Below are 20,176 nucleotides of genomic sequence, written 5' to 3' on the forward strand. Positions count from 1 at the left end.
CCGGGGGCAGGACCCGCCCGCGCCACGCACCAGGCCCGGGGCAGGACCCGCCCGCCCACGGGGCCGAGAGCGGGACTCCGCCCGCGCCACCCGCCACGGGGGACGGGCGGCGCGGGCGGTGTCCCCGGCCTCTCCCGGGCAGCCCCTCCGGGGCGGGCTCCCCCGGGCGGGCGCCCTGGTCGTCAGCGCTTCACGGGCGCGTTCGCCTCCAGCAGCAACCTGGTGGTGTCAGCCGCCTTCGCCTGGGGGGTCGTGCCGCAGATCGCGCCGACGGTGTGCACGACCCAGGCCTGCTGGCCCGCCTCGATCCCCGGGTGCCAGGTCGTGTTGATGCCGGAGGAGGCCTGCCTGCCGCCGTCCGCGGTGCTGAAGGACAGGGTGGCCATGCCGATGACACCGCCGTCGTGCCCCCACACCTTCCCGCACGGGGTGTCGTAGGCGATCAGGCCCAGGCCGTAGTCGAAGGTGTCGGGGACGCCGGGTCCTGGCGTGATCGGAACGGTCGTACGCATCTCGGCCAGCTGGGCCTGGCCGATCAGCCGGCCGGTCAGCAGCGCGCGGAAGAACCGGTTGAGGTCCTCCGTCGTCGAGACCAGCGCGCCGGCGGTGCCGCCCCACGACATGTTGAAGGTGCTGAAGTCCCGCAGCGGGAAGGAGCCGAAGAAGGAGGTGTAGGCCTTCGAGTGCGGGCGCGGCAGGTTCGGGGTGCGCGGGAAGAAGGTGTCGGACAGGCCGGCGCGCTGGATGACGTGGCGGGTGATGTAGCGCTCGGCGGGCATTCCCGTGATCTTGTCGAGCAGCATGCCGAGCACGATGTAGTTGGTGTTGGAGTAGCTGCCCGGCGTCTGGCCGGGCTCGCCCGAGGGGCCGGTGCCGAGGCCGAGCCGTACCAGTTCCTCGTCGGTGTACTGGCGCACGCGCATCTCCTCCAGGCTGTCAGGCCCGGTGATGAGCGCCGTGTCGTAGTCGCCGACGTGGCTGGTGTGGTTGAGCAGCATCCTGACCGTGATGCGCCGGTCGGGCAGCAGCCCCGGCAGGTACTGCTCGACGGGGGCGTCCAGCTCGACCTTGCCCCGCTCGGCCTGCTGCAGGACGGCGGTGGCGACGAAGGTCTTGGTGATGCTGCCGATCCGGTGGTACATGGCCGGCCGCGTGGGGCGTCCGGCCTCCAGGTCGGCCAGGCCCGCCGCGCCGCGCCAGCGCTGCCATCCGTCCTGGACGGCGGAGTAGGCGCCCGCCACGCCGCCCTTGGGCACCTCGTCGAGCGTGCGCTGCAGCTCGCGCCGGTCGAGATCCGGCCTGGCGGCGTGCGCGGCGGGGGCCAGACCCGCCACGACGAGGAGCGCACCGAGACCCAGTGCGGCGATCTTCTTTGATGCCATGCTGTCGCCCTTCTCGCGAAGATTCCGGACGACGCCACTATGGCACGGCGATGATCATGAAGGCGTCGGCGGAAAGGACGACTTGCGGCCTCATCCCGCAAGAGGACCGGAGCGGACCGAAGTCTAGGAGCGCGCCGCCTGGAGGAAGGCGCGGATCAGGGCGGAGTCCTTCACGCCCCTGGAGACCTCGACACCGCTGGAGACGTCGACGCCCCACGGCCCGGCCTCGGCGATCGCCTGCCGTACGTTGCCGGGGTCGAGGCCGCCGGCCAGCAGCCAGCGGCCGGAGGGCCGGCCGCGGACGGCCGCCCAGTCCCACGGCTCGCCCGCGCCCGCCCTGGGCGCGTCGACGATCAGCAGGTCCTCGTCGAAGGCCCCGGTGCGCAGGTCGGCGTCGGCCGCGACGGCGCGCACCAGCGTCAGGCCGAGGTCCTTCAGCGCGGTGAAGTCGGCGTGCGGGTGCCGGCCGTGCAACTGGACGGCGCGCACCCCGGCGGCCGTGGCGGCCTGCCGTACCTCGTCGGCGGGCTCTCCCATGAAGACGCCGACGGTCAGCACGTGCCCGGGCACCAGCGCGGCCAGCTCCGCCGCCCGTGCGGGGCTCACCCTGCGCGGGCTGGCGGTCAGCACGAACCCGATCGCGTCGGCGCCCGCCTCGACGGCGGCCTCGACGTGCTCGGGCTCGCTCAGGCCGCAGATCTTCACGAACATGGCAGCAGCCTATCGGCGGCGTGCGGCCCCGGGCGACCACGCCCACACCGTGGTGAGGGCCAGCAGCCCGAACATGAGCACGCCGTTGGGCACGTGCGCGCCGAGGCCGACGAAGATCAGCAGGAAGTGCTGGGCGATGCCGAGCAGGAAGAGGGCGAGGCTGGCCAGGGCGGGCCAGCCGGCGCCCCGGCCCGGACGCCAGTAGAGGACGGCGGCGATGACCTGGAGCAGGCCGACCAGGTGGGCGACCATGCCGATCATGACGTGGGTCTCGGCGGTCGCGGGCTCGGACACGATGGAGGCCTCGCCGTAGACCAGCGCCTGCCCCGCGAACGAGGCCGCCACCAGCAGGGAGACCGCGTGCGCGAGCACCAGCACGCGCAGCGTGTAGAGCAGGCCCGCCGAGACGGGGGCGGACGTGGCGGTCGTCACGTCATGCATGAGGATGGGTCCTTCCTTCTGAGGTGAGGACCACATCGTGGCCGGGCGCGGCGGGCGGGGTCGTCAGCCTGCCGGGTGACCCGCCGGTCACCCCCTGGGCGGATGGCGCACCGGGCGGAAGGCGGCGTCGACCAGGCCGATGCGGTGGGCGACGACCGCGGCCTGGATGCGGTTGCGCAGGCCGAGCTTCTCCATCGCCGAGCCGACGTGGGTCTTGACCGTGGTGACGCCGACGTGGAGCCGGTCGGCGATCTCGGCGTTCGACAGGCCGGTGCCGACCAGGGCGAGGACCTCGAGTTCGCGTTCGGTCAGCCCGGCGGGGGTGGGCGTGGCCTGCTGCTCGGCGGCCAGCGCCCGCTGGACCACCCGGCGCAGCACGGAGGGGGCGAGCAACTGCTCGCCCGCGGCGGCCCTGCGGACGGCGTCGACCATGCGTTCGGGCTCGTCGTCCTTGACCAGGAAGCCGAGCGCGCCGACGCGCAGCGCGGCGTAGACGTTGGCGTCGTCGGCGAAGGTGGTGAGCACGACGATCTTCGCGCCGGGCTGGGCGGCCAGGATCCGCTTGATCGCCTCGAGCCCGTCGACCCGTGGCATGCGCAGGTCCATGAGGACCACGTCGGGGCGGTGGTGCTCGGCCAGCCGTACGGCCTCGGCCCCGTCGTCGGCCTCGCCGACGACCTCCATGTCGCCGGCCGCCTGCAGCAGCATGCGCACGCCTGCCCTGACCAGGGCCTGGTCGTCGGCCACCACCACTCGGATCATGTCGTCACCTTGGTCTGGGGGTGGGGTTGGGGGTGGGGTTGGGGGTGGGGTTGGGGGTGGGGTTGGGGGTGGGGTTGGGGGTGGGGATGCGGGTAGGGAAGGGTCACGGCCAGGCGCCAGCCGCCGCCGTCGGGGCCCGCGGTCAGCGTGCCGCCCAGCGCCTTGGCCCGCTCCCGCATCCCGGCCAGGCCCTGCCCGGAGGACGGCAGCGGCTCGCGGATCGTGGGCGGGCGGCCGTTGGCCACCTCGACGACCAGCTCGTCCTCGCCCGCGACCACGCCCACCCGGACGACGGTGCCGGGGCCCGCGTGCTTGAGCACGTTCGTCAGGCCCTCCTGGACGATGCGCGCCGCCGAGGCCCTGGCCACCAGCGGCGCCTCGCTGAGCGCGGGGTCGAGGTGGAGGTCGACGACCAGCCCTGCGGCGCTCATCCGCTCGGCGGACTCGGTGACCACGTCGGCCGGGTCGGCCAGCAGCACGCCGTCGCTGCCGGGGTCGCGCAGCAGGTCGAGCAGGCCGCGCAGGTCCTCCAGCACCTGGTGGCCGGTCTCCTTGATGTCGGCGAGCGCGTCGGCGACAGGACCGTCGGGGGCGGCGTAGCGGGCGGCGGCGGCGCGCAGCACCATGGCCCCGACGTGGTGGGCGACGATGTCGTGCACCTCGCGGGCGATGCGCTCGCGCTCGGCGAGCTGGCCGGCGTGCAGCTGGGCGATCGCCAGCCGTTCGGACTCGCGCACCCGCAGCCGCTCGGCCTCGGCGGCCGACTGCCTGGCACCGGCGTACCTGCCGATGGCGATCGGCGTGGCGACCACCACGAGCAGCAGGACGACCCTGAGCGCGGTGACGTTCTCGTGCCCGTTGATCACGACCATCGCGGCGAGCGAGCTGGCCGTGACGTAGGCGACCAGGTTCCAGAACCAGGAGGCGACGCGCATCGCGAACACCCCGACCGCCATGAGCAGCGTGACCTGGATGGTGGCGGTGGCCTCGGGGATGAACTGGTGCGCGCTCAGCAGGAGCGTGCCCTCCACCGCGAACACGACGGCGGGCAGCCGCCTGGCCACGCCCAGCGCGAGGCCCGCCCCGACGAAGAAGGAACCGATCACCCAGGCGGGCTGGCTGCCGGTGTGCCAGTACGGCCAGGTGCCCAGGACGGCGACGGCCACGCCGGCGCCGGCCAGCAGCACGTCGGGGGTGATCTCGGGCGCTTCGAGGCGTCCGGCGGGGCCGCGCAGGTAGCGGCCGACGAGCGCGGGCAGGAGGGCGATGCCGACGGAGTAGAACCAGGCGTTGCGGGTGAAGGCGATGCCGGGGTCGGCGATGTTGAGGCCGGTGGCCAGCGCCCCCACCGCCACGACGGCCAGCGTGACCGGCCAGCCGCGCCGGTAGCCGGTGGCGCCGAGCGCGACGCACAGCAGGATCTGCGCGGTGTTGGAGGTGAAGCTGCCGATCTGGTCGGTGAAGACCAGGACGCCGACCAGGAACAGGCTGACGGAGACGGGCCGGTGGCGCACCAGTCCCATCGGCGCGCCGACCAGCGTCGCGAACAGGGGGACCCGCCATTCGGCGGACGGTCCGCCGGCCTTGCCGGACATCAGCAGGTCGAGGGCGATCCCGGAGACGGCGAGCAGCACGTCCGGTGCCAGACCACGCCATCGCATGGCACAACCGTATCGACGGGCGCGACCTGGTCGATCCTTCCGACGGAGGACTTCGCATCCTCCAAGTGGCCGGACATCTGCCCGTAAGATGGAGAGAGTCCCTTGACCGACACCCTTACCGTTGTTCTCATGCCCAACGACACCACGTTGTTCCTCGGCCAGTTCATGCGCTCGCCTGGCACGATCGGCGCCCTGGCGCCCAGCTCGCGCCGGTTGGCAGAGGTCGTCTGCACGCCTGTCCCCGAGCGGGGCGAGCCGACCGTGGTCGAGCTGGGCCCGGGCACAGGTCCGTTCACGGCGGAGATCCAGCGTCGGCTGAACGGGCGTGGCCACCATCTGGCGATCGAGCTGAACCCGAGGCTCGCCGCCCTGCTCATCGACCGCTTCCCGCGGGTCGACGTGGCGCAGGACGACGCGGCCCGCCTGCCAGACCTGCTCCGCGAGCGGAACCTGACCAGGGCGGACGTCGTGGTCAGCGGGCTGCCGTGGGCGGCCTTCCCCGAGGAGCTGCAGCGGCGGCTGCTCGGGGCGGTGACCTCCACGCTGTGCCCGTCCGGGGCTTTCACGACGTTCTCCTACGTCCACGCGATGCCGCTGGGGTCGGCGCGGCGCTTCCGCGGGCTGCTGAGCGAGCGCTTCGAGGAGGTCGTGCTGGGGCGCACGGTGTGGCGCAACACGCCGCCCGCCTACGTGCTGCACGCCCGCCGGCCGCGCTGACCCGCCCCGCCGGGGCGGCGGTCCGCTGGACGACCTGCCGAGGACAGAAGAGATCTGTCGAAGGTACAGAACTTCGTTCTACGATTGCGCACGCAACGAGAATGGAGTGATCCCGTGGACTTCACGCTTCCCGAGAGCGCGCTTGCCGTCCAGAAGGGCGTCGGAGACATCTGCGCGCGCTACGACATGGACTACTGGCAGCGGTGCGAGGCCGACAAGCGCTGGCCCGAGGAGGTCTGGGCGGAACTGGCCAAGGGCGGGTGGCTCGGGCTGGCCGTACCCGAGGAGTTCGGGGGCGGCGGGCAGGGGCTGCTGGAGCTGACGGTCGCGACCGAGACGCTGGCCGCCTCCGGCGCGGCGGGCGGGTCGGCCTTCACCTACGTGCTCACCCCCGGCTTCGGCGCGCTCACCCTGGGCAGGCATGGCAGCCCCCGGCAACGCGCCGAACTGCTGCCCAAGCTGGCCACCGGCGAGATCGAGACGTGTTTCGCGCTGACCGAGCCTGACGCGGGCTCCAACTCGCTGGCGATCACCACCTCGGCCCGGCGCGACGGCGACGAGTACGTGATCAACGGGCAGAAGATCTGGATCACCGGGGTGCAGCGGGCCACCTGGATGATGCTGGTCACCAGGACGATCCCGGCCGCCGAGGCCAGGCCGCGCACCAACGGGCTGACGGTTTTCCTGGTGAACGTGCCCGAGGCGGTGGCCGCGGGGCAGCTGTCGTTCCGGCCGATCCCCAAGATGGGCGCCAACACCACCCCGTCCAACATAGTGTTCGTCGACGACCTGCGGGTGCCCGCCGCCAACGCGGTCGGGCAGATCGACCAGGGCGCCGTCGTGCTGTGGGACATCCTCAACCCGGAGCGGATCCTGCTGGCCGCCTCCGCGCTGGGCGGCGCCGAGGTGGCGCTGCGGGTGGCGGTGGACTACGCCAAGGAGCGGGAGGTCTTCGGCAGGGCGATCGGCGCCAACCAGGCGATCGCCTTCCCGCTGGCGCAGGTGAAGGCGAAGATCGAGCTGGCCAGGCTCATGCTGTACAAGGCCGCCTGGGCCTTCGACCGGCAGCTGCCTTGCGGCACCGAGGCCAACATCGCCAAGCTGACCGCCTCGCAGGCGGCGTGGGAGGCGGCCGACGCGGCCTTCCAGACCCACGGCGGGATGGCCTACTCGCTGGAGTACCCGGTGGCGCGGCTGCTGACCGACGCGCGGATCGGGAAGGTCGCGCCGGTGACCGAGGAACTGCTGCTGAACTACCTCGCCACGCAGGTGCTGGGCCTGCCCAGAAGCTTCTAGCACCCGGTCATGAGCTTGAGCTTTCAGGGCCGGCTCAGGAGAAGGACGGCGGGCGCTTCTCGCGGAGCGCCCTGACCCCCTCCACGACGTCGGGCCCCGAGAAGCCGAGGAACTCCATGGCGAGGGAGGCGTCGAACGTCGGCCCCGCCATCCGCAGCCAGTTGTTGAGCGAGTACTTGGTCAGCCTGATGGCCTCCTGGGCGCCCTCGGCCAGCCGTACCGCGATCTCCATGGCCCTGTCGTGGACCTCGGCGTCGTCGACGCAGACGCTCACCAGGCCCATCCGCTCGGCCTGCTCGCCGGTGACCGGCTCGCACAGCAGCAGGTGGTACTTCGCCTTGGCCATGCCGCACAGCAGCGGCCAGATGATGGCCGCGTGGTCGCCGGCCGCCACGCCGAGCCTGGTGTGCCCGTCGATGATGCGTGCCGTACGGCCGGCCACGGAGATGTCGGCCAGCAGCGCGACGGCCAGGCCCGCGCCCACCGCCGGCCCCCGGATGGCGCTGACGACCGGCTTGGCGCAGTTGAGGACGTTGTAGACGATGTCGCGGGCCTCGGCGAACACGCGCATCCTGGTGGCGTGGTCGCGGGTCATCTCCTCGATCATCGCCAGGTCGCCGCCCGCGGAGAAGGCCTCGCCCTCGCCGGTGACCAGGATCGCGCGCACCGACTCGTCGCGGTCGAGGTCGCGCCAGATCTCGGCCAGCTCGCGGTGGCCGGTCATGTCGACCGCGTTCAGCCTGCCCGGCTCGCTGATCGTGACGCGCGCGACGCCGCCGGCCGGCCGGTCGACCCTGAGCTTGGTGTAGCGGTCGAAGGCGCTCACGGCTCCAGCGCCGCCCTCAGCCTGGCCGCCACGTAGGCGCGGGCCTCCTCCGCCTGGTCGAACCAGCCGGGCAGGCCGAAGAAGCCGTGCACCGTGCCCGGGTAGCGGCGCACCTCGACGGCCACGCCCTCGGCCGCCAGCCGCGCGCCGTAGGCCTCGCACTCGTCGCGCAGCACGTCGTGGTCGGCGCTCACCACGGTCGCGGGCGCGAGGCCCGCGCACGAGCCGAGGCGCAGCGGCGACAGGCGCGGATCGAGGGGGTCGGCCTCGGCCGCGTAGCGATCGGCGAACCAGGCCATCTCCTCGGCGTCGAGCCCGTAGCCCTTGGCGAACTCGCGGTAGCTGGCGGTGTCCATGGCCACGTCGGTGATCGGGTAGACGAGCACCTGGTGGGCCAGGGTGAGCCCGGCGTCGCGGGCCTGCCAGGCGGCGACCGCGGCCAGGTTGCCGCCCGCGCTGTCGCCGATCACCGCGACGTTGCCGGTGCTCTGGTAGAAGGCGGGACGGGCGAAGATGTCGCGCACCACGGTCCAGGCGTCGTCGGCCGCGGCGGGGAAGGGATGCTCGGGCGCGAGCCGGTAGTCGACCGACACCACGACGGCGCCGGTCCTGACCGCCAGGTCCCTGCCCAGGGCGTCGTTGCGCCTGACGCTGCCGAACACCCAGCCGCCGCCGTGGAAGTAGACGATGACGGGCAGCGTGTGGTCGCCCGGATCGGCCCGGTAGACCCGGATCGGCACCTCGCCGGCCAGCGCGTCACGGACGAACGGCAGGCGCGTCAGCGGTCCGCGCCTGTCGGCCAGGCCGTCGACGGCACGCATCTGCTCGATCTCCGCCTGGCCCAGGCCGCCGAGATCGACGCCGAGGTCGGAAGGATAGAGCTCCAGATAGGCCCTGGCCTGGGGATGCAAGCTCATGATCCGAGCTTACTCATGAGGCACCCCATTTCTCATCAGTATCGGGCGGCCTCCACGAGTGCCTCGAACAGCCGCATATCATCACCGCGCTCGGGGTGCCACTGGACGCCGACGCCGAACCGGTGACCCTGCAGTTCGACGCCCTCCACGATCTGGTCGTCGGCCCAGGCCACCGCCAGCAGGCCGGTGCCGAGCCGCTTGACCGACTGGTGGTGCGGCGCGGTCACCTCGATCCGGTCGCCGAGCGCCTTGCCGAGCTTGCTGGAGACGCTGACCTGGATGACGTGCGGCTGTCCGGGGGCGGCGTGCCGTTCGTGGTCGAGCACGTCGGGCAGCCACGGGATCAGCGTGCCGCCCTGGGCGACGTTCAGCACGTGCATGCCGCGCGCCACGGCCAGGATCGGCACGTCCGCCTGGACGGCGGCGCGGGCCAGCGCCAGCTCGAAGCGGTCGCGTTGCGGCTGCGGCGGGGCCACCCTGTCGTCCTGGTCGGCCCCGTAGACGGAGCCGGCGACCTCGGCGCCGCCGGCCAGCACGATGCCACTGAGCCCCCTGACGTAGTCGTCGACGGCGTGCAGGTTGAGCGGGGGCAGCAGGACCGGCGCCCCGCCCGCCCGTTCGACCGCCCTGGCGTAGGACGGGGGGCCGAGAACCGCCTCTCTGACCCAGTCGCCCCAGCGGGCGGCCTCGAAGTAGGCGGTGATGCCGATCAGCGGTCGGGACATGCGCGCTCCAGATTGCATGCAGGAGGACGGGCGACCAGGTACCTGGTGGTCCATCATGGCGCACACGATTTCGGTTATGTCACCTATCCCGGGTATCAGTGCTGTCACTTCCGGCGCACCGATCACCGGGGCCGGGGCCGACCGCCCGCTCCTCGCCGGGGGCCCGCGGCTCCCGCGCGACCCCATCCGGCCCATTTCTTGGTGAATGCGATATTGATTCACCTTCAGCGCGGGAAATGTTCTGGATTTTGATTGCGGAAAATAACGGTACAGTTACGGATAGTTTGGATTCACACCGTATTGAGGTGAAACGGTGGTGACCCCAGGGAAGTGGTGTAAGACTCCGGGACGAGCGTACGGATACGCCGGGGCTCGCCGCACGCTCGCAACCCGGAACCGTCAGGGAGGTGGAACGACAGACCGGAATCGCATTCTGGTCAAAGGTGGGGTCACAAGGCATGTCGTTGAATCCGCGCCTCGTCAAGGAGAGTTTCTCCGTCATCGAACCCGTCGCCGACCGGGCGGCGGCCTACTTCTACGGGCGGCTGTTCGCGGAGAACCCGCACCTGCGCGGGATGTTCCCGCCCGCCATGGACGTCCAGCGCGACCGGCTGTTCAGCGCGCTGACCAGGATCGTGTGGTCACTGGACAGTCCGGACAGCCTCGCCTCCTATCTCGGCCAGCTCGGCCGCGACCACCGCAAGTACGGCGTGATCGCCGAGCACTACACCGCGGTGGGCAACGCCCTGCTGGCCACCGTCAGACGCTTCGCCGCGGCCATCTGGACCAGCGAGATCGAGGCCGCGTGGGTGGCCGCCTACACCGCCGCCGCCAACCTCATGATCGACGCGGCCGACATCGCCTCGGGCGTCTCGCCGGCGTGGTGGCTGGCCGAGGTCATCGACCACGAGCGGCGCACCGAGGACATCGCGGTCGTCACGCTCAGGCCGACGCAGCGCCTGCCGTACGTCGCGGGTCAGTACGTCAGCGTGCAGACCGCGCGCTGGCCGCGGGTGTGGCGGACGTTCTCCATCGCCAACGCGCCGCGCGAGGACAACACGATCAGGCTGCACGTGCGCGGGGTGTCCGGCGGCTGGGTGTCGACCACGCTGGTCCGGCACACCCGCGTCGGCGACACCATCATGCTCGGGCCGCCGATCGGCACGATGATCCCGCACGAGTCCGGCGCCAGGGACGTCCTGTGCGTCGCGGGCGGCACCGGCCTGGCCCCGATCAAGGCCATCATCGACCACATCATCACCTCGGGCAGGCGGCCCAACATCCACCTGCTGTACGGCGCGCGCACCGCGGCCGAGCTCTACGACCTGCCCGACCTGGTCAGGATGGAGTCGGCCTTCCCCTGGCTGCGGGTGCTGCCGGTGGTGTCGGGCCAGTCGTCCTACGACGGCATGCGCGGACGGCTGCCCGAGGTGATGCAACGCTTCCACTCGTGGGCCGAGCACGAGGTCTACGTGTGCGGTCCCCCGGCGATGGTGCACGAGACTGTGCGCCGGCTGCAGACGGACGGTGTCCCGCCGGCCCGCATCCACCGGGACATCGCCCAGGGCGAACACTGACCGGCGGCCCCCGCCCGTGGCGGTCGTCAGCGGAAGGCGGCCGCCGTCTCCTCGTCGTTGGGCCAGAAGGTCTCGATGGCCAGCTCCGACACCGTCACGTCCACCGGCGTGCCGAACGTCGCGATCGTCGTGAACATCGACAGCACCCGGTCGCCGTGCCTGATCCGCAACGGCATCAGGATGTCGGCGATGCCGGGCGCGTGCGCCACGTTCAGGTCGACGCCCGGGTAGGTGTAGGCGGCCAGCTCGTCGTGCAACTCGGCCAGCCGCCCGTCGCCCGAGGCCTCCGCCTGCCGCCGCAGCCGGTGCAGCAGGTGCGCCCGCACCTCCGCCAGGTTGATCAGCCGGCCGCCCATCGCGTCGGGGTGCAGCGACAGCCGCATCACGTTGACGGGCTCCTTCAGCAACTCGGCCGGCACGCCGTCCATGAACATCGCCGCGGCCGCGTTGCCCGCCACCAGGTTCCACGCCGCGTCCACGACCAGCGCGGGGTACGGCTCGTGCCCGGCCAGGATCTTGTCCAGGGCCTGCCGTACCACCTCCATCTCGGGCGCCCGCACCTCCCGCTCGGGGAAGACGGGCGCGTACCCGGCCGCCACCAGCAGCCTGTTGCGGTGGCGCAGCGGCACGTCGAGTTCCTCCGCCAATCTCATCACCATGTCCCTGCTGGGCTTGGCCCTGCCGGTCTCGAGGAAGCTGATGTGCCGGGCCGAGACCTCCGCCTCGATGCCCAGGTCGAGCTGGCTGACCCTGCGCCGCTGGCGCCAGGATCGCAGCAGATCACCAAATGACTCGTGGTTGACGGCAAGTGCTCCCATGCGGGGAACGGTAGCGGTAACCGGGGAATCGCCACGATTACCCCGGACGTAAAGCGGGACCGCACCACACCGGACCGCCAGGCGGCGCGGCACGCCGGAGCGGCCCGCCGGAGCGGCCCGCCGGGGTGACCCGCCGGGAGCGACGATCCCGGCGACGCGGCACGTCAGGGCGGCATGTCAGGGCGGCACGTCGGAGCGGGGCCGCCGGGGCGGCACGTCAGAGCGGGGCCGCCGGGACGGCACGTCAAAGCGGGGTCGCCGGGGTGACTGTCCTGGCGGCGCGGCGCGGTGTCAGAGCGGGGTCGCGGTGAGTGCCGTCCACGCCGGTGGCCGTGCCGTGCACGGGCCGCCGTCGTGCACCAGGATCCGCCGGTCCGCCGGTTCGATCGCCACCGTGGCCAGCGTCGCCCACCGGGTGCCGAGCGCGCCCCCGGCCGGCGCGTGGCAGCACACCTCCGCGCCGTCGCCGGGATGGGCGGTGAGCAGGGTGGCCAGGTCACCGGGGCCGTCCAGGCCGCGACGGCCCCGCACCCGGGCGCCGAGCAGGCGCAGCCGGTCGTGGGTGTCCGGGTCCAGCCGCCCGCGCAACTCCCCCGCGGCGAGCGCGGGATCCAGGAAGTGGTTGGTGCGCACCAGCCAGCCGTCGCCGTCCGGCTCGACCACCCTGGCGCCGGCCGGGCTCAGCTCGACGGAGGCCGCCCGGCCGGCGGTCACGACGGTCATCACGGTGGAGGCGGAGACCGGGGCGTCGCGCAGGATGGCGACCGCCTCCTCGAACGAGCCGGCGCCGCCGAGCACCCGGCGGGCGGCCAGGTGGACGGGCACGCCGCCCGCCCCGTCGTCGGTGTGGCCGAGGATGTTGAACAGCAGCCCCACGCCGGCCTCGTTGACGCCGATCTTCGCCAGGATGCCGTGCTCGGTGATCCCGGCGAACGCCCACGTGTCGCCGCGCACCGACTGGATGTGCCACATGGCGGCCAGTTCCTCGTGCCAGTCCCAGCACTGGCCGCCGGCCGTCCGGGAGGCGGCGTGGACCACCGTGGAGCACTCTCCCGCGCGCGGCCCGCCCGCCGCGGCGAGGATCTCGGTGCGCGCGTTGAGCGCGGCGACGGTCCAGAGCGGCACGCCCGCGCCCTCGGCCACGCCCTCCATCTCCTCGACGAGCTCCGGCGCCCAGGCGCGGGTCGCGGCGACCGTCCCCAGGGCGAGCGCGGGGACGTCGAGCGGCACGCCGCCGGCCGCGGCGGTGGCCGCGAAGAGCTCCTCGTAGGCGCGCCACGCCCGCGCGATCTCGTCGCGGGTGCGGCGGCCCCGGTCGTGGCCACGCTGCCGGGGACGGGTTCCCGTCACCTGGATCTCCATGCGCCTGCTCAACGCCCGCACCTCCGTACCGATCGCGACCTGGCGCCGCGTCAGGAAAGCGTAGACCGCCCCTCCCCCGGCGGATCCGGCGGGCGGACCGCTCAGGAACCGGTCAGGGCCGGTCTGGAGCGGGCGGGCCGACCAGGCAGGCGCGGGCCGACCAGGCGGGCACGGGGAGGCCGGCGTGGACTGGTCTGGAGCGGGCGGGCCGACCAGGCAGGCGCGGGCCGACCAGGCGGGCGCTGGCCGGTCAAGTGAGGGCGGGCCGGTCAGGTGAGGGCGGCGTGCAGCTGTTCGTAGGTGGGCGCCAGCTCGCGCAGTCCGGCCGCGAGCGCCGCGTCGTCGCCCGCCACGAGGGGCCGTTGCAGGCCGCCCACGATGCGCGCCTGCCGCTCGGCGACGGCGGCGCCGTCCGGCAGGTCCAGGACGCGCAGACAGTGCGCCAGGTCGTTGAGCCGGCGGGCGCCCACCCGGACGGCGAACGCCTCGAGCAGGTCCCTGACCTGCGGGTCGAGCCCCTCCTCCACCAGCTCGGCGGCGCGTTCGGCGGCGGCGGCCTGCCCCAGCGTGCCGGGTTCGACGGCCACGTCCGACCGGCCCGCCAGCCAGGCCAGCGACACCGGCAGCGAGCGCCGCAACGCCTGCTCCGGCTCCACCCGTGCCCGCCGGACGAACCCGGACCGCATCGCGAACGGCCGCGGCAGATAGCCGACGAGCTCGCCGCGCCAGGCGGCCACGAAGTCCTGGGTCGGCAGCGTGGCGTAGGGGTATCCCTGGGGATCGTGCAGCAGCACGGAGTCGTCGTCCGCCTCCAGCACGACCACGTAGTGGTCGGCCGCGACCGCCTCGCCGGAGCCGGGCTGGTACAGCAGCAGCCCCAGCTCCAGCGGGCCCGCCAGGACCGGGCCGTGCTCGCAGCCGGCCCGCAGGCGCGCCACGGCCTCGGCGGCCGTGCCGCCGTCGCCGCGCTCGCACGTCCAGCCCAGCAGTTCGATCGCGGTGTCGAGGCCCTGGTCGGGATCCCAGCCGAAGGGGTCGAACAGCGGCAGGCGGCCGCCGATCAGCTGCATGCCGTACGGCGAGCCGGTCAGGACCTCGATGACCGAGGCGGGTGGCGCCTTGGCGCCCAGGATCATGGCCAGCGAGTTGGCGTAGCAGTACGGCCCGGAGCCCACGTAGGTGATCGACATGGCCGGGAGCCTGTGGCCTGACATCGTGTGAGGGTCAACCGGGCTCTCCCCTTGCCGGGACATATCCCCCCGACCCGGGACACAGGCTCCGCGCGCCCGGCCGTGCATGCGGCGCTGCCCGGAGATTGTCGGCGCCACGTGGCACGATGGCCAGCAAGCCAACATGGGAGACCATCATGAGCGACGCACTACTCGCCGTCGGCACCCGCAAGGGGCTCTTCCTCGCCCGATCCCGCGGCGGCGGCCCCTTCGAGGTCGAACCGATCCAGTTCTCCACGGTCGGGGTCCACGCGGTCGCGATCGACACCAGGGGTGAGCGGCCGAGGCTGCTGGCCGGCATCGAGTACGGCCACTTCGGCCCTTCGGTGATGTACTCCGATGATCTCGGCGCGAGCTGGCAGGAGGCGGACAAGCCGCCCATCGCCTTCCCCGAGAGCACGGGCGCCACCCTGGAGCGTGTCTGGCAGTTGCTGCCCTCGCCGTCCGAGCCCGGCGTGGTCTGGGCGGGGGTCGAGCCAGGGGCGCTGTTCCGCTCCGAGGACGGCGGCATCACCTACTCCCTGGTCGAGGGGCTGTGGGAGCATCCGCACCGGGCACGCTGGCAGCCGGGGGGCGGCGGCCTGTGCCTGCACACCATCCTCAGCCACCCCACCGACCCGAAGATCATGGGCGTGGCGATCTCGAGCGGCGGTTTCTACCGCACGAGCGACGGCGGCCAGTCGTGGGAGGCGGCCAACCGGGGGATCAGGGCGCCGTTCCTGCCCGAGGGGCAGCAGTATCCCGAGTTCGGGCAGTGCGTGCACAAGGTGGGCTTCCACCCGGCCCGGCCCGAGCGGCTGTTCCTGCAGCACCACTTCGGCGTCTACCGCAGCGACGACTTCGGCGGGTCGTGGACCGACATCGGCTCCTCGCTGCCCTCCGACTTCGGCTTCCCCGTCGTCGTGCACCCGGGCAGGCCCGACACGCTCTACGTGCTGCCGCTGCACGCCGATCTCGACCGCACCCCGGTCGGCCACCGCTACCAGGTCTTCCGCAGCGACGACGCGGGGGCCAGCTGGCAGGCCCACGGCAAGGGCCTGCCCGAGGGCCCGGTCTACGCCTCGGTCCTGCGCGACGCCATGACGGCCGCCGCGCTCGACGGCGGCAGGGCGGGCATCTTCTTCGGCACCCGCGACGGCTCGGTCTACGCCTCGCGCGACGACGGCGACACCTGGGAGGAGGTGGCCGCCCACCTGCCCGACGTGCTGGCCGTGCGGGCGGCCGTGCTGTAGCTGGGCGGGAGCCGGCGGCCGTGCTGTAGCTGCGCCGGAGCCGGCGGCCGTGCTGTAGCTGGGCCGGAGCCGGCGGCCGTGCTGTAGCCGTCCGGAACCGCCTCCAGCCGTACGTGGCCGGGCCCGCCGGCTGGAGCCGTACTAGCCCAGGATCTCCTCGCGGATCCGCGCCCATTCGAGCGAGTGCGCGATGCCCTCGGCGACGGTGTGCCTGGCCTGCCAGCCGAGCAGCCGCCCGGCCAGGTCGGTACGGGTGTAGGCGCCCGCCACGTCGCCGGGGCGCGGGCCGGTCTCCACGACCTCGATGGGCCTGTCCACCACCTGGTTGAAGGCGGCGGCCAGCTCGCGCACGGTCGTGCCGGTGCCGGTGCCGAGGTTGATGACGTCGTCGGTGAAAGTGTCGAAGCGCTCGAGGGCGGCGACGTGCGCGGTGGCCAGGTCCCACACGTGGATGTAGTCGCGGATGCCGGAGCCGTCACGGGTGGGCCACGAGGTGCCGGTGATCTGGAACGGCGTGCCCTCCTCCCACGCCTCGATCATCTTGCCGAGCGCGTGGCTGGGCCGGCGCAGCTGCAGGCCGGTGCGCATCTTCGGGTCGGCCCCGATCGGGTTGAAGTAGCGCAGCGACAGGATCCTGATCGGCTGGGTGGCCGAGATGTCGGCGAACATCGCCTCGCACACGGCCTTGGTGCGGGCGTAGGGGCTCTGCGGCGCCAGCGGCGAGCTCTCGTCGACGGTGAAGTCGGCGCCCGCCGCGTAGATCGACGCGGACGAGCTGAAGATCAGCTTTTCGCAGCCGTTGCGCAGCAGGTGGGAGACGAAGTCGAGGCTCTTGGCGACGTTGGCCTGGTAGTAGCCGACCGGGTCGGCCACCGAGTCGGGCACCACGATGAGCGCCGCGCAGTGGACGACCGCCTCGATGTCGGGGTGCTCGGCGAAGACGCGGTCCACGAGGGCGGCGTCGGCGATGTCGCCCTCGTAGAAGGCGCGCCCCCGCGCGAACTCGGCGCGCCCGGTGACCAGGTTGTCGAGGATGACCGGGGTGATGCCTGCGTCGAGGCAGGCCGAGGCGACGGTGCTGCCGATGTATCCGGCCCCGCCGGAGATGAGGACCTTCACGGGGCGATCCGCCCGTTGGCCACGAACGCGGCGTGGGTGAGCGGCATCAGTTCGGCCCAGGCCGCCTCCATCTTCTCGGCGACCATCTCGATCTCCCGCTGCGGGAAGGAGGGCACCTTGGCCTGCTCGTTCTTGGTGCGCAGCGACAGGAAGTGCATGAGCGAGCGGGCGTTGCAGGTGGCGTACATCGTGGAGAACAGGCCCACGGGCAGCACGGCGCGGGCGACCTCGCGGGCGACGCCGGCCTCCAGCATCTCCTGGTAGGCGGCGTAGGACTGCCGGTAGGCGCTCTCCATGGCCTCGCTGACCAGCTTGTGCTGCTCGGGGGTGCCCTCGACGAAGACGTAGCGGCCCGGCTTGCCCTCCTGGACCAGCTTGCGCTGCTCGCCGGGCACGTAGAAGACGGGCTGCAGCTCGCGGTAGCGGCCGCTCTCCTCGTTGTAGGACCAGCCGACCCGGTGCCGCATGAACTCGCGGAAGACCAGGATCGGGGCGCTGATGAAGAAGGTCATCGAGTTGTGCTCGAACGGGCTGCCGTGGCGGTCGCGCATCAGGTAGTTGATCAGGCCCTTGGACCGCTCGGGATCCTTGTTGATCTCGTCGAGTGACTGCTCCCCCGCCGTCGACACCCTGGCCGCCCACAGCACGTCGGTGTCCGACGCGCTGTGCTTGACGAGTTCGACCGTCACGTCGTTCAGGAAACGTGGCTCGTCGCTCACTGGGTGGATCCCCCTTGCTCTCACCGTTCTGGCCGCCCGCCATCGTACGCCTCTCCTCCCGTGCCGGGCGGCACGCGTCCGGCGGGCGGCCGGATCACGCGCCCAGGCAGGCGGCCAGGCGAGCGGCCAGATCAGGCGCCCGGGCAGGCGGCCAGGCGGGCGGCCGGATCACGCGCCCAGGTAGGCGGACAGGCGGGCCGCGGCCTGACGGGGGTCGCGTTCGGCCGACAGGGCGGCGGCCAGCAGGAGCCTGGCCTTGGGGGCGGTGAGCGTGCCCGCGAAGATCGCGCCGGCCCGCTCGAGCGCGACGCCGCCGCTCTCGTAGATCGGCGTGGCGGGCCCCTGCCGGCAGCGCGAGGACACCAGGACGAGCATGCCCTCGGCCAGGCAGGTCCGGATCTCGGCGAGCAGCCCGGGCGTCGCGTTGCCGGCGCCCATCGCCTCCAGGACGATGCCGCGGGCGCCCGCCTGCCGGGAGGCGGCCACGTGGACGCCGTCCGCGCCCAGGTAGGCGGGCACGATATCGACGCGGGCCTCCAGGGAGACCCGCTCGCCGGGGGTGAGCCAGGGCGAGCGGACCGGGCGCGAGGTCAGGTGGAGGCGGTCGCCGTGCACGTGGCCGACGGGCCCGGCCCCGGGAGAGGAGTAGGCGTCCGGCGCCAGCGTGTGGGACTTGGTGGCGTGGCGGGCGGCGTGCACGAGCTGCGCCATGACGATGACCGCGCCGAGCCCGCCGGCCTCGGCGGCGACGCGGACGGCGTCGGCGATGTTGCGCGGCCCGTCGCTGTCGGGCAGGCCCGCGTGCCGCTGCGCTCCGGTGAAGACCACGGTGTGGCCGGGTTCCAGCAGCAGGTCGGTCAGGTACGCCGTCTCCTCCATGGTGTCGGTGCCGTGGGTGACGACGACACCGGCCACCTCGGGGTCGCCGGCCACGGCGCGGGCCCGCTCGGCGATCCGCAGGGACTCGGCCACCGTGAGGTCGAAGCTGTGGGCGAGCATGAGCTCCTCCACCGTGACCCGCACGCCGGCCGCGGAGACCAGATCGTGTCCCTGCACGGCCACCCGCACCGCGCCGTCACGGCCCGGCCTGGAGGCGATCGTGCCTCCGGTGGTGATGACGTGCACGCGCGCGCCGGTCGGCCCGGTCATCGGCGCGCCGCCTCGGCCTGGATCGTGACGCGGTTCCGGACGAGCAGGTAGTAGAGCCCGCCGGCCACCAGGCCGCCCGACAGCCAGGAGAAGTCGGTGCCGTTCAGCGCCCGCGCGATGGGGCCCTGGGTGAGCGGGACCATGCCGTACTGCCAGCTCCAGGCCGCCACGAGCCCCAGCACGAGGCTGGCCAGCGCCCTCCAGTTCACCGGCCCGTACGGCGAGGCCGCGTCGGTGTACAGCGTCTCGACGTCCATGCGGCCGCGCCGTATCACGAAGTAGTCGACCATCAGGATGCTCGCCCACGGGCTGATCCACACCAGGATGGAGACCATCCAGTGGTCGAAGGCCTGGGCGAAGTCGTCGGCCTGCACGAAGACGACCAGCACGGCGGAGGCCACGAGGCCGGCGATCAGGGTCAGCTTCCAGCGGGCGACGCGGATGCCGATCGACAGCGCCGCCAGCGAACAGGAGTACAGGTTGAGGATGTTGGTGGCGACGGGCCCGTGCATGACCAGCAGCAGGACCGGGACGGCCAGCGCGCCGAAGGTGTTGGTCACCAGGGTCGACGGGTCGCTGCCGCCGCTGCCGCTGCTCAGGTAGGCGCCGAGGCCGGCCAGCCATACCGTGGGCACGTACATGCCGAGCGCCGTCGACCAGAACACCGAGGCGCCGGAGGCGCCGGGGCGGACGAAGCGGCTGTAGTCGGCCGAGTAGGGCAGCCAGCTGATGCCCCAGCCGATGCCGATGGCGGTCAGCAGTTGGGTGACGGCGGTCAGCTTGGCGCCGGGTTCGGCGGCGGTCGCGGCCGTCCACTGCGGGTCGACCTGGACGGCGGCCAGCACCGTCATGACCGCCATGATCAGTACGGTGACCGGCACCGTGTACTTCTCGAAGGTGCGGATGGCGTAGAAGCCGTAGAGCGCCAGGCCCAGCTGCACGACCATGATGATCGCGGCGACCAGGTACTTCAGCCCGAGGCCGCCCTCGACGCCCATGCGGGCGAGGATGGCGAGCACCAGGTCGAGCACGACCCAGGTGTTGACGCCGACCCAGCCCATGGTCAGCAGCCCCTGGACGACGCCGGGCACGACCGCTCCGGCGCGGCCGAAGGCGCCGCGGCCGATCACCATCTGGTTGACGCCCGTGCGGTGCCCCATCAGGTTGAACAGACCGAAGATCGCGCAGCCGGCGAGGTTGCCGATCGCGATGACGGCGATGGTCTCCAGGAGGCTGAGGCCCAGGGTCACGCCCAGCGAGCCGAGGACCCAGTTGATCGGGGCGATGTTGGCACCGGTCCAGATCCAGAACTGCTGCCAGGGGGTGGAGTCGCGGGCGGAGGGCGGAATGGGCTCGACGCCGTGGGCGTCGAAGCGGACGCCGTCGCTCTCGGCGGCCGGAGCGGCCGTGTTGGACCGTGTGGTGGATCGCATGGTGTCCTCCTTGGTGATGTGCCCCACACAAGCACGCCGATCCCGGGCACAGGGAGTGGAGGAACCTCTAGAGAACGACGTGTTGGCTGTATAGAGTTCT

General features: G+C 72.6%; 19 protein-coding genes. 4 read left to right on the plus strand and 15 right to left on the minus strand.

Features of this window, described 5'->3' with window-relative positions; all coding sequences use genetic code 11:
* Positions 1-182: 182 nt before the first annotated feature.
* The 5 genes from ACWDLG_RS27470 to ACWDLG_RS27490 all read right to left on the minus strand — a co-directional run bounded on the left by ACWDLG_RS27470 (position 183) and on the right by ACWDLG_RS27490 (position 4,957).
* Positions 183-1,382: a serine hydrolase domain-containing protein gene (locus ACWDLG_RS27470; RefSeq protein WP_449925134.1), complete on the minus strand. Its 1,200-nt coding sequence runs from the start codon at positions 1,380-1,382 to the stop codon at positions 183-185.
* Between the two features lie 123 nt (positions 1,383-1,505).
* The gene (locus ACWDLG_RS27475) at positions 1,506-2,093 is read right to left on the minus strand and encodes a phosphoribosylanthranilate isomerase (RefSeq protein WP_354906866.1); all 588 of its coding nucleotides are present in this window, start codon (positions 2,091-2,093) and stop codon (positions 1,506-1,508) included.
* A 9-nt stretch (positions 2,094-2,102) separates the two neighbouring features.
* On the minus strand, positions 2,103-2,534 hold the full coding sequence (locus ACWDLG_RS27480; protein ID WP_449925137.1) for a hypothetical protein: 432 nt from the start codon (positions 2,532-2,534) through the stop codon (positions 2,103-2,105).
* Between the two features lie 87 nt (positions 2,535-2,621).
* Complete coding sequence (locus ACWDLG_RS27485) at positions 2,622-3,296, minus strand: response regulator transcription factor (RefSeq protein WP_354906868.1); 675 nt, start codon at positions 3,294-3,296, stop codon at positions 2,622-2,624.
* Positions 3,293-4,957 (minus strand): sensor histidine kinase, encoded by a 1,665-nt coding sequence (locus tag ACWDLG_RS27490; RefSeq protein ID WP_449925141.1) that lies wholly within the window; start codon positions 4,955-4,957, stop codon positions 3,293-3,295. The genes ACWDLG_RS27485 and ACWDLG_RS27490 overlap by 4 nt, the downstream gene beginning before the upstream one ends.
* Positions 4,958-5,086: 129 nt before the next feature.
* Here ACWDLG_RS27490 and ACWDLG_RS27495 point away from each other — a divergent pair, with 129 nt between their 5' ends.
* Positions 5,087-5,674, plus strand: coding sequence for a class I SAM-dependent methyltransferase (locus ACWDLG_RS27495; protein WP_354906870.1), 588 nt, complete (start codon positions 5,087-5,089; stop codon positions 5,672-5,674).
* 114 nt (positions 5,675-5,788) lie between these two features.
* Positions 5,789-6,970, plus strand: a complete 1,182-nt coding sequence (locus tag ACWDLG_RS27500; protein ID WP_449925145.1) for an acyl-CoA dehydrogenase family protein — start codon at positions 5,789-5,791, stop codon at positions 6,968-6,970.
* A gap of 34 nt (positions 6,971-7,004) precedes the next feature.
* Here the strand turns inward: ACWDLG_RS27500 and ACWDLG_RS27505 are convergent, their stop codons facing one another.
* Genes ACWDLG_RS27505 through ACWDLG_RS27515 form a run of 3 tightly spaced genes read right to left on the minus strand, consistent with a single transcriptional unit; the run spans position 7,005 to position 9,438 of the window.
* Positions 7,005-7,796: an enoyl-CoA hydratase/isomerase family protein gene (locus ACWDLG_RS27505; protein ID WP_449925148.1), complete on the minus strand. Its 792-nt coding sequence runs from the start codon at positions 7,794-7,796 to the stop codon at positions 7,005-7,007.
* Positions 7,793-8,713 (minus strand): alpha/beta hydrolase, encoded by a 921-nt coding sequence (locus ACWDLG_RS27510; protein WP_449925151.1) that lies wholly within the window; start codon positions 8,711-8,713, stop codon positions 7,793-7,795. The genes ACWDLG_RS27505 and ACWDLG_RS27510 overlap by 4 nt, the downstream gene beginning before the upstream one ends.
* Positions 8,714-8,748: 35 nt before the next feature.
* Positions 8,749-9,438, minus strand: coding sequence for a gamma-glutamyl-gamma-aminobutyrate hydrolase family protein (locus ACWDLG_RS27515; protein WP_449925154.1), 690 nt, complete (start codon positions 9,436-9,438; stop codon positions 8,749-8,751).
* A 458-nt stretch (positions 9,439-9,896) separates the two neighbouring features.
* Here ACWDLG_RS27515 and ACWDLG_RS27520 point away from each other — a divergent pair, with 458 nt between their 5' ends.
* Positions 9,897-11,015 (plus strand): globin domain-containing protein, encoded by a 1,119-nt coding sequence (locus ACWDLG_RS27520; RefSeq protein ID WP_449925157.1) that lies wholly within the window; start codon positions 9,897-9,899, stop codon positions 11,013-11,015.
* A 26-nt stretch (positions 11,016-11,041) separates the two neighbouring features.
* Here ACWDLG_RS27520 and ACWDLG_RS27525 read toward each other — a convergent pair whose 3' ends face one another.
* From ACWDLG_RS27525 to ACWDLG_RS27535, 3 genes are all read right to left on the minus strand, one after another.
* Positions 11,042-11,833 carry a helix-turn-helix domain-containing protein gene (locus ACWDLG_RS27525; RefSeq protein WP_354906876.1) on the minus strand — a complete coding sequence of 264 codons (792 nt, stop codon included), beginning with the start codon at positions 11,831-11,833 and terminating at the stop codon, positions 11,042-11,044.
* A 291-nt stretch (positions 11,834-12,124) separates the two neighbouring features.
* Entirely contained in the window at positions 12,125-13,207 is a 1,083-nt protein-coding gene (locus ACWDLG_RS27530; protein ID WP_449925161.1) for a C45 family autoproteolytic acyltransferase/hydolase, read from the minus strand.
* A 257-nt stretch (positions 13,208-13,464) separates the two neighbouring features.
* The gene (locus ACWDLG_RS27535) at positions 13,465-14,385 is read right to left on the minus strand and encodes a hypothetical protein (protein ID WP_449925164.1); all 921 of its coding nucleotides are present in this window, start codon (positions 14,383-14,385) and stop codon (positions 13,465-13,467) included.
* A gap of 176 nt (positions 14,386-14,561) precedes the next feature.
* On the opposite strand from ACWDLG_RS27535, the gene ACWDLG_RS27540 reads away from it, so the two are divergent.
* Positions 14,562-15,656, plus strand: a complete 1,095-nt coding sequence (locus ACWDLG_RS27540) for a WD40/YVTN/BNR-like repeat-containing protein (RefSeq protein WP_449925166.1) — start codon at positions 14,562-14,564, stop codon at positions 15,654-15,656.
* A 141-nt stretch (positions 15,657-15,797) separates the two neighbouring features.
* Here ACWDLG_RS27540 and galE read toward each other — a convergent pair whose 3' ends face one another.
* From galE to ACWDLG_RS27560, 4 genes are all read right to left on the minus strand, one after another.
* Entirely contained in the window at positions 15,798-16,775 is a 978-nt protein-coding gene (galE, locus tag ACWDLG_RS27545) for a UDP-glucose 4-epimerase GalE (RefSeq protein ID WP_449925169.1), read from the minus strand.
* Positions 16,772-17,494 (minus strand): FAD-dependent thymidylate synthase, encoded by a 723-nt coding sequence (gene thyX, locus ACWDLG_RS27550; RefSeq protein WP_354906880.1) that lies wholly within the window; start codon positions 17,492-17,494, stop codon positions 16,772-16,774. The genes galE and thyX overlap by 4 nt, the downstream gene beginning before the upstream one ends.
* Positions 17,495-17,662: 168 nt before the next feature.
* On the minus strand, positions 17,663-18,643 hold the full coding sequence (locus tag ACWDLG_RS27555) for an asparaginase (RefSeq protein WP_449925173.1): 981 nt from the start codon (positions 18,641-18,643) through the stop codon (positions 17,663-17,665).
* On the minus strand, positions 18,640-20,076 hold the full coding sequence (locus ACWDLG_RS27560; RefSeq protein ID WP_449925176.1) for a purine-cytosine permease family protein: 1,437 nt from the start codon (positions 20,074-20,076) through the stop codon (positions 18,640-18,642). The genes ACWDLG_RS27555 and ACWDLG_RS27560 overlap by 4 nt, the downstream gene beginning before the upstream one ends.
* Between the last annotated feature and the right edge of the window lie 100 nt (positions 20,077-20,176).

It is taken from the genome of Nonomuraea sp. NPDC003727 (assembly GCF_053586935.1).

Coding starts and splice junctions, on each gene's coding strand:
- ACWDLG_RS27490 (WP_449925141.1), bottom strand. CDS start 4,957: ATGCGATGGCGTGGTCTGGCACCGGACGTGCTGCTCGCCGTCTCCGGG.
- ACWDLG_RS27495 (WP_354906870.1), top strand. CDS start 5,087: ATGCCCAACGACACCACGTTGTTCCTCGGCCAGTTCATGCGCTCGCCT.
- ACWDLG_RS27525 (WP_354906876.1), bottom strand. CDS start 11,833: ATGGGAGCACTTGCCGTCAACCACGAGTCATTTGGTGATCTGCTGCGA.
- ACWDLG_RS27470 (WP_449925134.1), bottom strand. CDS start 1,382: ATGGCATCAAAGAAGATCGCCGCACTGGGTCTCGGTGCGCTCCTCGTC.
- ACWDLG_RS27540 (WP_449925166.1), top strand. CDS start 14,562: ATGAGCGACGCACTACTCGCCGTCGGCACCCGCAAGGGGCTCTTCCTC.
- ACWDLG_RS27480 (WP_449925137.1), bottom strand. CDS start 2,534: ATGCATGACGTGACGACCGCCACGTCCGCCCCCGTCTCGGCGGGCCTG.
- ACWDLG_RS27510 (WP_449925151.1), bottom strand. CDS start 8,713: ATGAGCTTGCATCCCCAGGCCAGGGCCTATCTGGAGCTCTATCCTTCC.
- ACWDLG_RS27535 (WP_449925164.1), bottom strand. CDS start 14,385: ATGTCGATCACCTACGTGGGCTCCGGGCCGTACTGCTACGCCAACTCG.
- ACWDLG_RS27515 (WP_449925154.1), bottom strand. CDS start 9,438: ATGTCCCGACCGCTGATCGGCATCACCGCCTACTTCGAGGCCGCCCGC.
- ACWDLG_RS27560 (WP_449925176.1), bottom strand. CDS start 20,076: ATGCGATCCACCACACGGTCCAACACGGCCGCTCCGGCCGCCGAGAGC.
- ACWDLG_RS27475 (WP_354906866.1), bottom strand. CDS start 2,093: ATGTTCGTGAAGATCTGCGGCCTGAGCGAGCCCGAGCACGTCGAGGCC.
- ACWDLG_RS27485 (WP_354906868.1), bottom strand. CDS start 3,296: ATGATCCGAGTGGTGGTGGCCGACGACCAGGCCCTGGTCAGGGCAGGC.
- ACWDLG_RS27520 (WP_449925157.1), top strand. CDS start 9,897: ATGTCGTTGAATCCGCGCCTCGTCAAGGAGAGTTTCTCCGTCATCGAA.
- ACWDLG_RS27555 (WP_449925173.1), bottom strand. CDS start 18,643: ATGACCGGGCCGACCGGCGCGCGCGTGCACGTCATCACCACCGGAGGC.